Annotated in this window: 13 protein-coding genes and 2 pseudogenes; 8 read left to right on the top strand and 7 right to left on the bottom strand. The window is 44.4% G+C overall.

Annotation, left to right across the window (positions count from 1 at the left end; all coding sequences use genetic code 11):
* Nucleotides 1-80 precede the first annotated feature (80 nt).
* Entirely contained in the window at nt 81-662 is a 582-nt protein-coding gene (locus tag L5M51_RS07555; protein ID WP_028760527.1) for a DUF502 domain-containing protein, read from the bottom strand.
* 185 nt (nt 663-847) lie between these two features.
* On the opposite strand from L5M51_RS07555, the gene L5M51_RS07560 reads away from it, so the two are divergent.
* Nucleotides 848-1,243: a VOC family protein gene (locus L5M51_RS07560; RefSeq protein WP_263149029.1), complete on the top strand. Its 396-nt coding sequence runs from the start codon at nt 848-850 to the stop codon at nt 1,241-1,243.
* Here the strand turns inward: L5M51_RS07560 and L5M51_RS07565 are convergent.
* Nucleotides 1,223-1,486 (bottom strand): hypothetical protein, encoded by a 264-nt coding sequence (locus tag L5M51_RS07565; protein ID WP_317629753.1) that lies wholly within the window; start codon nt 1,484-1,486, stop codon nt 1,223-1,225. The genes L5M51_RS07560 and L5M51_RS07565 overlap by 21 nt on opposite strands.
* 434 nt (nt 1,487-1,920) lie before the next feature.
* Here L5M51_RS07565 and L5M51_RS07570 point away from each other — a divergent pair, with 434 nt between their 5' ends.
* From L5M51_RS07570 to L5M51_RS07580, 3 genes and pseudogenes are all read left to right on the top strand, one after another.
* Nucleotides 1,921-2,505 (top strand): hypothetical protein, encoded by a 585-nt coding sequence (locus L5M51_RS07570; protein ID WP_237709446.1) that lies wholly within the window; start codon nt 1,921-1,923, stop codon nt 2,503-2,505.
* Between the two features lie 115 nt (nt 2,506-2,620).
* Nucleotides 2,621-3,542: pseudogene (locus L5M51_RS07575) on the top strand (transposase).
* A 254-nt stretch (nt 3,543-3,796) separates the two neighbouring features.
* Complete coding sequence (locus tag L5M51_RS07580) at nt 3,797-4,234, top strand: hypothetical protein (RefSeq protein WP_263172201.1); 438 nt, start codon at nt 3,797-3,799, stop codon at nt 4,232-4,234.
* 502 nt (nt 4,235-4,736) lie between these two features.
* On the opposite strand, the gene phoU is transcribed toward L5M51_RS07580, so the two are convergent.
* The 4 genes from phoU to L5M51_RS07600 all read right to left on the bottom strand — a co-directional run bounded on the left by phoU (nt 4,737) and on the right by L5M51_RS07600 (nt 10,346).
* Nucleotides 4,737-5,447 (bottom strand): phosphate signaling complex protein PhoU, encoded by a 711-nt coding sequence (phoU, locus tag L5M51_RS07585; RefSeq protein ID WP_028760530.1) that lies wholly within the window; start codon nt 5,445-5,447, stop codon nt 4,737-4,739.
* Between the two features lie 70 nt (nt 5,448-5,517).
* Complete coding sequence (gene pstB, locus L5M51_RS07590) at nt 5,518-6,336, bottom strand: phosphate ABC transporter ATP-binding protein PstB (RefSeq protein ID WP_028760531.1); 819 nt, start codon at nt 6,334-6,336, stop codon at nt 5,518-5,520.
* 33 nt (nt 6,337-6,369) lie between these two features.
* The gene (pstA, locus tag L5M51_RS07595; RefSeq protein WP_028760532.1) at nt 6,370-8,028 is read right to left on the bottom strand and encodes a phosphate ABC transporter permease PstA; all 1,659 of its coding nucleotides are present in this window, start codon (nt 8,026-8,028) and stop codon (nt 6,370-6,372) included.
* A 59-nt stretch (nt 8,029-8,087) separates the two neighbouring features.
* Nucleotides 8,088-10,346: an ABC transporter permease subunit gene (locus L5M51_RS07600; RefSeq protein WP_263144853.1), complete on the bottom strand. Its 2,259-nt coding sequence runs from the start codon at nt 10,344-10,346 to the stop codon at nt 8,088-8,090.
* Between the two features lie 200 nt (nt 10,347-10,546).
* Here L5M51_RS07600 and L5M51_RS07605 point away from each other — a divergent pair, with 200 nt between their 5' ends.
* The 3 genes and pseudogenes from L5M51_RS07605 to L5M51_RS07615 form a co-directional block, all read left to right on the top strand.
* Nucleotides 10,547-11,047 carry a glycine cleavage system protein R gene (locus L5M51_RS07605; protein ID WP_028760534.1) on the top strand — a complete coding sequence of 167 codons (501 nt, stop codon included), beginning with the start codon at nt 10,547-10,549 and terminating at the stop codon, nt 11,045-11,047.
* A 470-nt stretch (nt 11,048-11,517) separates the two neighbouring features.
* Nucleotides 11,518-12,171, top strand: a complete 654-nt coding sequence (locus L5M51_RS07610; protein ID WP_105249676.1) for a DedA family protein — start codon at nt 11,518-11,520, stop codon at nt 12,169-12,171.
* 173 nt (nt 12,172-12,344) lie between these two features.
* Nucleotides 12,345-12,539, top strand: a pseudogene (locus L5M51_RS07615) (DUF2797 domain-containing protein); the annotation flags it as partial.
* Nucleotides 12,540-12,583: 44 nt separating this feature from the next.
* Here L5M51_RS07615 and L5M51_RS07620 read toward each other — a convergent pair.
* Nucleotides 12,584-13,738, bottom strand: a complete 1,155-nt coding sequence (locus L5M51_RS07620; protein ID WP_263172202.1) for an alpha/beta hydrolase — start codon at nt 13,736-13,738, stop codon at nt 12,584-12,586.
* A 309-nt stretch (nt 13,739-14,047) separates the two neighbouring features.
* On the opposite strand from L5M51_RS07620, the gene L5M51_RS07625 reads away from it, so the two are divergent.
* The gene (locus L5M51_RS07625; protein WP_263172204.1) at nt 14,048-14,869 is read left to right on the top strand and encodes a DUF2797 domain-containing protein; all 822 of its coding nucleotides are present in this window, start codon (nt 14,048-14,050) and stop codon (nt 14,867-14,869) included.
* Nucleotides 14,870-15,085 lie beyond the last annotated feature (216 nt).

Here is a 15,085-nt window from a genome sequence, read left to right on the forward strand (position 1 = left end):
CATATTGGTCGCCAAAAAATTATACCACAAAAATCATCAAATTTAATTTTAAACGCTAAAACGCACAAACCTTCATCGGATTACTTAGTCGGTGACTGCGAGATACCTGCAGTTAAATTGAAGCGCATCGCCTCCTCAAACGACCAATCAACCATAATTAAATCATCCCGCTTAACTAAGCTCGTCACGCCCGCCATTTGATAGCTCAATTGGAACAACACAGGCACCCAATCGCCCTCTGGTAGCGCATCTAACAAGGGCTGTGGCGGCGTATCCGTCATAATAAAACCCACCACAAAACTGCCATTCGCCTGTTTCACTAACACTGTCTTTTGGCTTGTTGGCTTACCATCACGATTCATCAAAGAGGCGATATCACGGATACTGCCATAAACCGATTTAAACAATGGGAAACGCATCAACTGGCGCTCAAGCCAACCATAAAGCCACACAATCGGGCTGACCGAAAACAGCAGGCCCACGGCAAAAACTAATGCCACCACCAGCATAAATCCCGCGCCGACAAAGTGTTGGTTTATCCCTACCAACTCTAAAATTACAATTCCTAAACCATCTAACGATACAAACAACGACCAAAACAGCCACAAACTCAAGGCCATAGGTAATAGATTCATTAAGCCGCGGGCTAAGGTTTTTTTCATCACACTCTCATTCAGTCATAGGGATACAGAAGGCATAAAATATTTACGCAAAAAACGCCACAAATGCTACCACAGAGTCACTTTTGCACCAGCACATGATGTAAGGTATCTGGCAGTAATAGTCTCAAGCATAGAGACAGCGTTCAAACTCAGAGCCCACTCTGAGCCATTCTAAGGAAAGTAAAATGCGCGTAACCCGCTTAGATCATTTGGTCTTAACCGTAAAAGACATCGCCGCCAGTGTCGAATTTTATCAAACCGTGCTCGGGATGAAAAAAGTGGTATTTGGCAATCAACGTATTGCGTTAAGTTTTGGCGACCAAAAGATTAACTTGCACCAAGCGGGCGCAGAATTTGAACCTAAAGCCGAAACAGCCACGCCCGGCAGTGCCGACCTGTGTTTTGTGGTCAGCCACAATATAGAAGAAGTGATCGTCCACTTAAACGCACTTCAGATTGAAATCATTGAAGGACCAGTGCTACGAACCGGCGCCACAGGCCGGATAAACTCTGTCTATATCCGCGACCCAGATTATAACCTGCTTGAGTTATCAGAATATCTACCCGCCTGCACTGGGTAAGCGAATTTTGGCAAAGGTAAGCGAAGTTAAGAAAGTGTAATCTGTCAGTTCTGCGAGCACGCAGCGAGCAGAACTGCAGTTGACGTTATACTGGTTCACTCCCATTTGAGATAACACTCTCGACAGTTGAGTGGCATTTATTGTCATTATTTCCCCAGTGACTCGCCATAAACTCGTCCCTGAGGGCTCGACGGCTGCATCCATGCCGCCAACGGTCACTGTTGCAACAATGCCAATCCTCACTAACCCTCTCGCTTTTCATTCAGCTAAAAAGCTATTGCCCCATTCCTCGTTAGCAATGGTGCATCTAGCTCACTTCAACATTAGTATGTTGGCCCAATTTTAGTAATGCTACAGAGTTCTGGCCTTATCAGTTTGATCCAACCGCAATTACGTTAGCCAATAAGAAAATGTGGTACGAGTGTTAGCCTGAATATGGGGCCAAAATGCTGTCAACCAAGGTCAATAATCAGTCAGGCGTGAGTGTGGATGTATAAGAAAGCTAAAACGATATCAAGTGATTACGCATCAAACTGTATAAAAAACCGCTACCGCAAAAAAGCAAATTCCTATAGCATCATCTATACCAATTGACATGGATGTGGCAGCGGCCAAGTCCAACAAGCGATTTATACCCTGCAAACAGCGCAGCGCATAAATACTAAGACGTTAGCTTCATGGATAAATCGATGCTTTTAGAAAAATTGCAGAATTCGTTAAGAGATGCATTTCAAGAATGTATAAGTTCAAATTATTCTAAGCCTAGATTATTTCATGCTGCGAGAAGTAAAGCTTGGGTGAAAAACATCGCAGCATCATTTAGAGAAGAATATGTTCAAACTGAATACAGAGTTTTTTCAGCAGATTATTCTGATAATAGAAGCGAATTTAAATTAAATGAATTGCTTTTTGATATTAGTGTTGTGAATGTTAAATCTATACCTTCTGCGTCAAACAAGAAGCAGCTAATCTATGTGAATAAAATGGAATGGGCTATTGAAAGTGAATTTCAAAGAAGCGATAGTCGCGCTTCTATAATCGATTTTAGTAAATTGGCCATGGCTCGATCAGAAAATAAGCTATTGATACTCTCTCAAAGTAAAAGTATAAAAAATTGGGCGTTATCAATACTGAGTGGTGCTGTACCGGAAGATGGCGATAATTACTTCTTAGCATTTGTACCTCATCCTGAAAGCTGGGATGAAGACATGAAAGTGGAACTATATTCTCATGGTAAAGATGGCTGGGAAGCAAGAAGCTAACAAGGCAAGGAGAGCAAAACTGGACACCCAGAGCAAAACTGGACACCCAGCCTTAATGGCGCAGTTGTTAACCTCCGACTATAGCTTGGGTTAAGCATTAAACAAGGAGGTTTGTATGCCGCGCCCTCGCAGAACTCAAATTAGTCTTGAAGATACGCCCTATTACCATCGCCGTGGTTGGGTTGAGTCACTACTGTTTGAACTTGAAGCCGTTTTTGCCATTGATGTGGCAGCCTTTGCGGTGATGTCGAATCATCTGCATGTGGTGCTGCGGGTCGATATCGACAGTGCCAATCGTTGGACTGACCGCGAAGTACTTGAGCAATGGCATAAGCTGTTTAAAGGTGATGACTTAACACAAAAATTCGCCAAAGGTGAGTTAGTTGAAGCTCACGAGGTCAACCGATTAAGGCATTCAATCGCAATTTACCGCAGCCGATTATGCGATATTTCATGGTTTATGCGCTGCCTTCATGAACCGATAGCAAGACAAGCAAATCAAGAAGATAACTGTACTGGTCGTTTTTGGGAAGGACGGTTTACCTACTTCTTTTATAGAGAATCAAGCCTTACTCGATGAAGCCGCTGTGTTAACCTGTATGGCCTACGTTGATTTGAATCCGATTAGAGCCCAAATAGCGGATACGCCAGAACAATCCGACCATACCAGTATTCAGATGCGCATTCGGGCCGCATTAAAAGGTGAACAACCTAAAAATCTATTGCCTTTTATCGGTAATGAGCGCGAGAACCAACCCAATGGCATTGCGTTTTCATTAACAGATTACCTCGAATTGGTCGATGATACAGGCCGAATTATTCGCAACGATAAACGAGGTGCCATCAGTGGAAATAGCGCCAAGTTACTGACAAGATTAAATATCCCCTATGACAATTGGCTCAAGCTCACTACTGAGTTTGGCAAGCTATTTCATGGTCCGGTGGGTACGCTGCAAGAACTGACCGATTACTGCGAACATCTAGAAAAGAGACGACGGCACTTTGCGGCAAGCTGTCAGTACCTTCACAGCAACTAACGGTAATCCTGCTTAATCAAACCAATCACTGCCCATTTGTTTTATTGGGTGGGTTAGCATGTCTTAAACACGACAATTTTTTAATGAGTTAGCTCATTTTTATGCCTCAGCTTTAGCCCCTCAACTTTTGATGACTCTCATTTAAGCAATTTTAGCTCATACAAGTTGTAGACAAACCAAAAGTGCATTATGTTGTTGATCTAAAATGGATGGCCAGATTTTTTTAGATTTTTTTAAATACGCACAGGAGAGTTATGCAAAATCCGCCTACTTTTGAGGTTCAATCGTCAACACAGTTTTTCGATTTAATTGTTAAACCTCAATATGACGATTTTATTGAAAATAACAGCTCTAGTAGACATGCTCTGCTTACAATAATATCTGCTTATCATTTATATGAATGGGTACATAAAGAAAAATTTACTGAGAGTAAGTTTAAAGCTAAATATCCAGATGATGCTGTATTAGCGAGTGAATTTGATGTGGCAAGGCATATTACGAATGGAACCAAGCATTGTTTAATAAGGAGTGTTACAACATCCACTCAAAGTGGTTTTTCGTCGGCATTTAGCGATGGTTTTGCTAGGCCGTTAAATATTGCCTATGAAAATGGCATAAGTATTTCAGTAGATAAATTCTTGAGGCCATTAATAGATTTTTGGCAGAAACAAAAAGAAAATAATGCGTTATAGTGTTCATATAAAAAGGCGTTACCCATAGAAATCTTAATCCGAAACTCACTAATTCGAGCTAATAATCTGACTAAGAAATGTCCAAAAATGTGTTGCGTATGTCTTTTAAATCTACAGATTACACGAATGCTCGAAAGGTGAGCCATGGTGATTAGCGAGACGACCGTCCGCCCCATGGACGGGGGCGGTCGAGCATCCAAGGATGGACTTGCTGCGCGTCGGTGAGTGAATACCATGGCAAGCCTGTATGAATGAGTATCAGCAAACGCTAAGCCCCCCAACAACTGTAGTTAAAGCTCACTCCGGTATAATAGCCTGCAGAATTTTCCAATGCGTTTTTACCAAATCGAATTGACTCATCATTGCTATTAGTACTGTCAAATCAGTCTATAAAAGCAGTCGGCATTTATTAAACCGCATTTAAAAGCCCTAAAAGCAAAACGCTCCACAGAGGCTGCGGAGCGTTTTATTCAGGCATTAAAACTGCAGATTAATGCGTGTGTTAGCCTTTCATGTCCTTTTCCATATCTTCGTAGGAAGTATGGCGAACGTCTTTGCCTTTCACATAGTAGATGATGTATTCACAAATATTTTTGCAGCGGTCGCCGACACGCTCAACTGCGCGTGCTGCCCATAATACGTCGAGTATGTCTGGGATTGAACGCGGATCTTCCATCATATAGGTCATTAACTGGCGAATGATGCCTTCATATTCACGGTCAAGCTTAGCATCTTCTTTATGCAGCTCTAACGCGGTATCGGCATCCATACGGGCCAAGGCATCTAAAGTCGCATGCAACATCCGAGTCGCATGACGCCCCATATTTTCAATGCTAACTAACAAAGGCTGCTGATTATTCAAACGTTTATCTAATGCCGCTTTTGCAATCCGCACACAGGCATCACCAATGCGCTCAAGATCGGCGATGGTTTTTGAAATAGCGATAATCAAGCGTAAATCACTGGCCGCAGGTTGACGCTTAGCAATAATACGCGTGCATTCTTCGTCAATGGAGACTTCCATCGCATTGACCTTATGATCGCCTGCAATCACCCGCTGGGCTAACTCGGCATCGAGGGCACTTAAGGCATCAATCGCTTGCTCTAGCTGACGTTCAACCAAGCCACCCATGGCGAGCACTCGATTACGGATATCATCCAGCTCAGCGGTGAACTGACCCGAAATGTGCTTACTTAAATTCATGTTTTCCATTACGTTCCAACCTGTTACTTAACTGTTGACCCATACCAAGCCTTGGTGGCCTTATCCGATACTCAAGCGATTAACCGTAACGTCCTGTGATGTAATCTTCAGTCTTACGTTTTTTCGGCGTGGTGAAAATCGTATTAGTATCAGCATATTCAACTAATTCACCCATATACATAAAGGCCGTTTGATCCGATACCCGCGCCGCCTGTTGCATGTTGTGAGTCACGATAACCACAGTATATTTCGTCTTAAGCTCAGTGATTAACTCTTCAATCGTCAGCGTCGAAATCGGATCGAGTGCCGATGTTGGTTCGTCGAGTAATAACACTTCTGGCTCAATGGCTATCGCACGGGCAATCACCAGACGTTGCTGTTGACCGCCAGACAAACCAAAGGCGTTATCGTGTAATCTGTCTTTAACTTCGTCCCAAATCGCCGCGCCGCGCAATGAACGCTCAGCCGCTTCGTCGAGTTCACGACGGTTATTCAGCCCTTGCAATCTCAAGCCATAAACAACGTTTTCGTAAATCGACTTAGGGAAAGGATTTGGGCGTTGGAACACCATACCGACATTACGGCGCAAAGCCGCGACATCAATCTTTTTGTCGTAGATATTCTGGCCGTGCAGCAATATCTCGCCGCCGATATGACAATTATCAACTAAGTCATTCATGCGGTTAATACAGCGCAATAGTGTCGATTTACCACAACCACTGGGGCCGATAAAGGCAGTGACTTGCTTCTTGGGGATCTTCATCGATACATTAAACAGCGCTTGCTTATCACCATAGCGCAAATCTAAGTTACGGATCTCCAGCGCGGTGTCGTTCTGGCTTAAGTTAGCTAAATCAAAGTTATTGGTTTTCATTGCTGTCGAATCTATAGAAATCATATTTAGTCCTAATACTTTCAGGATAATCGCTGATTAGTGCTCAAGCGAACGATATTTTTCACGTAAGTGGTTACGCACGCTAATGGCCGTCAAGTTGAGTGCCACAATCACAGACACCAGCAAGAAAGAGGTCGCATACACCAGAGGACGTGCCGCTTCAACGTTAGGACTCTGGAAGCCCACATCATATATATGGAACCCTAAGTGCATGAACTTACGTTCTAAATGCACAAACGGGAAGTTAAAGTCCAGTGGTAATGTTGGCGCTAATTTAACGACACCCACCAACATCAGCGGTGCCACTTCACCGGCAGCACGAGCGACCGCTAAAATCAAACCCGTCATGATCGCTGGACTCGCCATCGGGATCACAATCCGCCACAGGGTTTCAGCCTTAGTCGCGCCCAATGCCAAACTACCTTGACGTACTGCGCTTGGAATACGACTTAACCCTTCTTCAGTCGACACAATAACCACTGGCAGCGTCAAAATCGCGAGGGTTAATGCCGACCAAATCACCCCTGGCGAACCAAAGGTAGGAGCAGGCAAAGCTTCAGCGTAAAACAATTGGTCGATGGAACCGCCCATCATGTACACGAAGAAACCTAAACCGAATACACCATACACAATCGAGGGCACACCCGCTAAATTGATTACCGCAATGCGGATCATCTTAGTAATAGGGCCTTTCTTAGCATATTCATGTAGATAAACCGCCGCGACCACGCCAAATGGCGTCACGATAACCGCCATCAACATCACCATAAACACAGTGCCGAAAATCGCGGGGAACACGCCACCCTCAGTGTTGGCTTCACGCGGATCGTCACTCATAAAGCGTCCAATACCGACAAACCACTTACCAATTTTTCCTATGAGTCCTAAGTGATTCACATAGGTCACATCGAGAACGGTATCAAGCTTCAGTTCAACTTCTTCGCCGCGCATATCTCGGACGATAACCGAGTCACGCGCCGCATCATCACGCAGGGCAAATAACGCTTTTTCAAGCACTAAGTAATCTTCTTGCAGTTGAGCTCTCTTGGCGACCAACTCAGCTTTAATACTGTCAGTCAGTTCCCCATCCAGCTCGAAACGACGCTCCTGCAAACGCAATTTTTCAATGGCGTAGTTAATCGAACCAATATCTTGCTTCTGCAAATCAACCGCTTTGTCCGATAAGGCAACTGCGCGTTCGATATGCTCCATTAAGGAGGATTCAATCGCATCATTCACTAAATCAAGACGCTTGCCATTTTCAATCACGGCTATCGGATAACCGTAGAAGTTACCGTTTTTAGCCCGCTCGATCAGTGCAACCTCGCTTGGCACAGAACGGCTAACAATGTCCGTACCTAATATCCAGCGGAAATCCAAACCCACAAATTCACGGTTACCGGTTTTCACTAAGTAACGAGTCACAAACTCGCCCGGGTGTTGCTTAAACACATGGCCAGCAGCAATCAAACGCTCAGTCGGTACTTCTTCCCTATCGTAAACCTCACCAATTAAGGTCGAACGTACACCCGTGTTATCTTCAAGCTCCCACTGGTAAACGGTTGCAGGCCAAAAGTAACTTAAGCCGCGCCATGCGATTAACAATAATAAGCCTAAGACGGCAATCAAACTGATGCTCACAGCACCGCCCGTCATCCATATCCATGGCGAGCCTGATTTTACCCACTTACCCATTGCACAAACCTCTCAAGGTCACTGGCGAAATAGTATTTAATGTCATTGTCTTATCCCCGTTACAGCGAGCTATAGCGTTCACGTAGACGCTGTCTCACCACTTCTGCAATGGTGTTAAAGAAGAATGTAAAGATGAATAGTACGAACGCAGCAAGGAAGAGCACACGATAATGCGAGCTACCGATAGCCGATTCAGGCATTTCAACCGCAATGTTTGCCGCCAAGGTTCGCATCCCTTCGAACACGCTCCATTCCATGATGGCAGTGTTACCAGTGGCCATCAGCACGATCATGGTCTCGCCAACGGCGCGGCCAAGGCCCATCATAATGGCCGAGAAAATTCCCGGACTGGCGGTTAACAACACCACGCGTGTCAATGTCTGCCAAGGCGTCGCACCTAAGGCTAAGCTGCCGTTAGATAAATGACGCGGTACAGAGAAAATGGCATCTTCAGCGATGGAGAAAATCGTTGGGATCACCGCAAAGCCCATGGCAATACCGACCACCAGCGCGTTACGTTGGTCGAAGGTGATCCCCAGTTCGTTAGTGATGAATTGACGGGTATTACCATCAAACAGCGCCACTTCGATGATTGGGCTGACCGCAAAAGAGAACCAACCCACGAAACAGACCACAGGGATCAACATCAGCTCTTGGTACACTTCGGGTAAACGTTGTTTCCACTTACCCGGCAACCTGCTCCAGCCATAGGCAGACGTGAGTATCGAGGTCGGCAATAAGATCAGTAGAATTAAAATGCCGGGGAGATGCTCTTCAATCAGTGGCGCTAACCACAGACCCGCCAAGAAGCCTAAAATCACCGTTGGTAATGCTTCCATGATTTCAATGGTCGGTTTCACGAAACCGCGCACCTTAGGCGACATAAAGTAAGCCGTGTAAATCGCACCAGCAACGGATAAAGGCACGGCAAATAACATGGCATAAAATGCCGCTTTCATTGTGCCGTAGGCCAATGGCATTAAGCTCAGCTTAGCTTCGAAATCGTCAGAGCCTGAGGTCGATTGCCATACATATTTAGGCTCTGGATAACCTTCATACCACACCTTGTCCCACATAGCGCTCCATGACACTTCTGGGTGGGAGTTTTCCACACTGAAGATATGCAGCTTTTTGTCCGCCTCAACGACTATGCCGTTTGAGCGTGGGGTAAAGCCCATTTTACCGGGGTTTTTAAGGTCAAACTTTGCATCAAACAGTTCACGATGGCTCGTGGTATAGAGTAGTGTTAGCTCACCCTCAGGGCTCACAGTCGCAAAACTCTTACGATAAAACTCAGAGGTAATCGAGCTGATGGGCGGTAAGTCATCAAACTGACGAATCTCTTGATATAAACGCCCTTTTTCACCATTAACTTGGAAGTACTGCACCACAATACCTGTGTCATAACTGACCAGTAATGAACTCGCTCCCGCCAGCAAAGCCACGTTATTGACTTGTGCCTTAGCACGTTCAACATCAATCACCTGCAGCAGATCTAAGCTGTCAGTATCACGGATGTCGTACACGAAAATTTTATTGCCAGTTTGCAACATCAATTGACGTTGATCGGGCGTCATCAGCTCATGGGAGACTTTCTTCGGTGCATCTTGAATTTGTGACGTCGTAGAAACCCACTCCACTTCTTCAGTCATCATGTTCTCTTGCCCTTCGAGACGAGTGAGGCGCCAAACACCACTCTCATCTTGATAAGCAAAACTCATTTTGTCTGAGCTATAAGTAAAGGTCAGCTTATGAATCGCGCTGCCTGTCTCATCGACTGTTATGGGGGTTTCACCTGCGGGATAACGCAGTTTAGGTGTGATTAAACGTTTGTTATTGGGGTACGTTAAACCAAACTCTAGGCCCGCCACTATGACCTGACCATTACTTAATCCCAGCGCAAAACGTTGTTCGCTCGGTACAGCAACGGCGGCGCTGGTGACTGTAACACCCGCTGGTAACGTCGGGGTAAAGCTAGAAAGTAAGCTACCGTCGGCAACAGTATAGAAGTCCACTTGACCATGAACGCTCACACGGTACATCACCTCATTTTGCTCTTCAGCACCCACCATTAAGGTCGGCACATCCGCGTGTTGATAGCTCACACTCTTAACGGGTGTGACATCAGCACTGTCGAAAATGGGTTTAATCACATACAACAGATAAAAGAAGATCAACAATAAGGCGACAAATACCATAGTGCCGCCGATAGTGACGCTGATTTGCGCCGCTTTATCCTTAAATGCCCTGCGATTCGAGCGTCCGCCTTTAAGCATACTGTGCGATGCAGAACCAGGTTGAGTGACCTGACTTTCCATTAAGAACCTCTATTATTAATAGCTAGCGAGTTTTTTCGCTAGGATTTGCCGAGTGCTATGCTTACACTGTTTGAACGTAAACTGAGCAATAACAACATCCTTTATTCTAAGTGCGTTGGATTATATGACGCAAAGATGACAGTTGTGTTACACCCCGTTTTAAAACAGGTGCCTTTTACAAAAAATAGGAGTCAGTCACTATGCTACGATACTTAATCACACTACAAGCACCTGATAGAAAAGGATTAGTAGAACAAATCGCCCATGCTGTGAGTCGTCATGGCGGCAACTGGCTCGACTCAGAATTACGCCATATTGACGGTGTCTTTGCCGCGATATTGTTACTCGAAGTGCCGTCACTGCGCATGGACGAGCTTATTGAGGCCCTAGAATGCATCGATAGCCTGTCCCTCACCTACTCCAAAACCTCGGTCGCCCTTAAGCCTATCAAACGCTTAAGTTACAACCTAGTGGCCTATGACAGACCCGGACTTGTGCTCGATATATCTAATAAAATCAATGCAATTGGCATCAATATCGAGCAGTTTAGTAGTCAATATGAAACCGCAGGCCACACAGGTATAGCTTTGTTTCGGGCGACCATCGGCCTTGGACTCACAGATCTCGCCCAAGAAGATCAACTGGTAGAATCCCTCTATGCTCTTGGGGATGATCTCGTGCTCGATAGATTAAGCCGTTAATGCCATTAGCTTTTACGGCAAGCTAACACTTAGCACACCAATACATTTAGAGAGCGCACTCGCAATAGTACTTTCAAACAGCACTTAAAGTGCGCTTAAAAACAATGCTTAAAAACCGACATTCGCGGCAAGGTGTTCAAATTAAGTTAAGCCAGTGCAATCAATACTGGATAGTTGGAATCGTTAGAATGCGCATAGGAATCAGGCAAGTGGGTTTGTAAGTTGATGTCATCATTTAAAATTTATTAACCCTATAATAATGCTTAATATTTTTACTATAAAAAGCCCACAAAACCCGATTACTGAACCATAAACACACTAACACCAACAAAATTTAATGTTGTAACTGCCTTTCGATTCATGCTCCCTTGGTAGAATAACCCACGAAACACCATAGCTCCGGTTCAAAATTGCCGCTTTCGAGCTTTTCCATCTTTATGTTTTATCAATTATTTTAGGGAGTAGTACGTATGGAGCAGTTATACGAACTGGCCCAAGCCATGATACACAATGATCTGGCGGTTTTAGCCAATCCTAAAATCGCCCTCATGGTCAGCGCATTAATTTGTGGCTTTTTAGTGTTAGAAAATGGCTTTATTCCCACCGCGTTTTTACCCGGAGATAGCCTACTCTTTCTCACTGGAGTGCTGATTTATCAAGATATTCTTCATATCGGTATTATGCCGTTATTGGTTCTAGCAACCTTTACAGGTACAGCTATAGGTTATTTACAGGGTCGATTTTTAGGGCATACCCAAATTTACCAAAAACTGCTGTCGAATATTGATATCAAACATCAGGAAAAAGCGACCCACCTTATTGATAACTATGGAGTGATAACCCTGCTACTCGCACGTTATATTCCTTTTGTTCGTACCGTTTACCCCTATATTTTAGGTGCAACGGGTATTTCTTCCCGTCGTTTTTTACTCATTAACTTCATCAGCTCAATGGTGTGGATTTTTTCCGTTGTTGGTTTTGGGTATCTCATTAGCCATACCCAATTAGCAACAAAATACCAAACACAATTTATGAGCATAATCATTTACTTACCAGTAGCCTTGCTTACTTTCGGTATTATTGCCTTAGTGTACAAATGGTTAAGTAAAACAAAAAAGGTTTAGGTGCACTCAGTCAATCGACTCACTTATCGACTTACTTATCGAAAAATCCTATCTAAACTGACTTGGATAATCTTGTATACTGACGGCCACGCAATGACGATATAACGAAAGCGTGCACTAGAACGCATGATGAGCGACTAAGCTGCACCAGAACGCAACACATTAGGATGACCATGTTAGGAACGCTAAAAAAGATGCGCGTGCAGTTAGATGACGCGCAACAAGTGCAATATCAACTCGTTGTCGGTGATGAGTTACTCCCTCTCAATCCATTGATAGGTAAGCAATTAACCTTGACCCACACGGGTAATATCTTCTGCTGCAACTGCGGTAAAAAGAGCAATATTACCCAGCCGCGTGAGACTTGCCCAAACATGTTGCAACTTTGTAGTTAACCCCTCTCTGGGAACGGTTACTTTTTCGCTCGCAACTGCAAGCGCTTAGCTTGACTGAGGATCTCATTTAAAAACACGGAATCCGTTTGTTTTGCCAGTAGCACGGCTTTATCGGAGGCTCTTATCGCCTGTTCAAGTTGTCCATCCAGATCATAGGCGGTCGCTAAACTGTCCCATAACACCTCTGAATGAGGAAACGCACGCGTCCCCTCTGCGAGAATTTCAACACCCCAAGCCGTTTTTTGTTCATAAGTGGCCTTGAGCCCATAAACATTATATTGCTGAGCAAAGAGTGGAAATTCATAGCCAAACTCAGCGCTCTTTTGCCGATAGAACTGTTTTATATCCTTAAGTGGCATAACGGCAATTTCAGGCACGGCATTCCAACCGGCAAAAAGTGTCTTTAACGCCTCAATATTGCCTACAAGCGGCGTACTGTCGTGGGTTTCATCGGGAAAGTGCTTGTAAAACCAATGCAATTGCTTTGATGTGTTATCCGTGGGGCTTGTACCTAAGCGGTCTTGCAACTGCTTAATTTGCGACGCAAATGCGCTCGCCATCTCATTGGGCTCACTTGCCATACTCAAAAACCAGCGCAGTGGTTTCGCACGCTTAGCTTGTAATAACTCGGCCGACTTAAGCACTAGCCAATCACTGTCCCACCATAAACTGGGACTGATTGAAATCACCGCATCAAATTGGCTATTTGGCGTCAAGGCGACATAACTGCTAAACAGCCCCGCGAAGGAGTGACCCGTGAGTATTTGATAATCTGAGGTGCGGTATTTTTTGCCTAACTCACTGAGCAGCTCTTGCTCTAAAAACTGCCTGAACCTTTCAGCACCACCGGAGCTGTCTTTAAATTTATCGATTTGAGTCGGCGTGAAATACTTCATTCGTTGATCCGAACTCACGCCAACGGTGATCATTTCTGGAATAATGGCATAAGTACTTAAAAAACCGACATTCGCAGCCACATGCTCAAATTGGGTAGAGCCATCTAGTACGATTAATACCGGATAGTTAAAATCGTTGGAATGTGCATAGGTATCTGGCAAATGGATTTGTAAGTTGATGTCATCATTCAAGATTTCTGAATGAATTACCGTCTTATCCGTCTGTGCGAAGACAACCGTTGAAAAGAAAAACATCAGCACTAAAACCAACCGCATAAGTACACCTCTATTTGTAATGCTGGGTAACTTACTGGTTTTTATCATAAGACTCAAATCATTACCCTCAAAAAGTCTAATTAAGACGATGGAGTTGAGTACAATTTACAAAGACGCACTTAATCAGCTCATTCAATCGACTCAGGTCATTAACGCCATCAATCGACTTACTTATCGAAAAATCCTATCTAAACTGGCTTGGATAATCTTGTATACTGGCGACCACGCAATGACGATATAACGAAAGCGTGCACTAGAACGCATGATGAGCGACTAAGCTGCACCAGAACGCAACACATTAGGATGACCATGTTAGGAACGCTAAAAAAGATGCGCGTGCAGTTAGATGACGCGCAACAAGTGCAATATCAACTCGTTATTGGTGATGAGTTACTCCCGCTCAATCCATTGATAGGCAAGCAATTAACCTTGACCCACACGGGCAATATCTTCTGCTGCAACTGCGGTAAAAAGAGCAAGAAGAGTTACTCGCAGGGCCATTGTTTTGTCTGTATGCAAAAGCTGGCGAGTTGCGATATGTGCATCATGAAGCCGGAAACTTGTCATTACGACCAAGGCACTTGCCGCGAACCAGAGTGGGCCCAGAGCCACTGTTTTGTGCCGCATTATGTATATCTGTCGAATACTTCGGGCGTTAAAGTCGGCATTACCCGCCACACTCAACTGCCCACCCGTTGGATTGACCAAGGTGCTACCCAAGGTTTACCGATTTTTAAAGTCTCAACAAGACAGCTCTCAGGCTTAGTCGAAGTAGAATTGGCAAAACTGGTTAATGATAAAACCCATTGGCAAGCCATGTTAAAAGGCCATGCCGACGATATTGATTTAAATGCTAAGGCTGCGGAACTGATCCCACAAATTGAGGCTAAGTTGCACGAAATCGGCATGCAAAAAGGCGATTACAGTATCGAGCGTTTGCACGAAACGATTCAGCCAATTCATTATCCAATTGACACCTTTCCGAAGAAGATCACTTCGCACAATTTCGATAAAGATGTGGTCGTCAGCGGAATTTTGCAGGGGATCAAGGGGCAGTATTTAATGTTTGATACGGGCGTGATTAACATTCGTAAATTTTCATCCTACGAGATCACAGTCGAGCACGGCTGAAACAGTCTGAAATCAAAATGGAACTTCCCTCCATTAAAATGAAAAAGCGCGGCAGTTTTCACTGTCGCGCCCTTTATTGAGATGGCTATCACTAAAGTACCATGTTCCACAGTTCAAAAATGGGAGCTAGCACCACAAACATGGGACCAAGACACCTCAATTAAGCACTAATCCCGTTTATCTGGCGAATGCTACTACCCAAATGCTGACTCAATT

Origin of the sequence: Shewanella sp. SM73 (genome assembly GCF_025653795.1) — a bacterium.
In the GTDB taxonomy this organism is placed as follows: domain Bacteria; phylum Pseudomonadota; class Gammaproteobacteria; order Enterobacterales; family Shewanellaceae; genus Shewanella; species Shewanella oncorhynchi.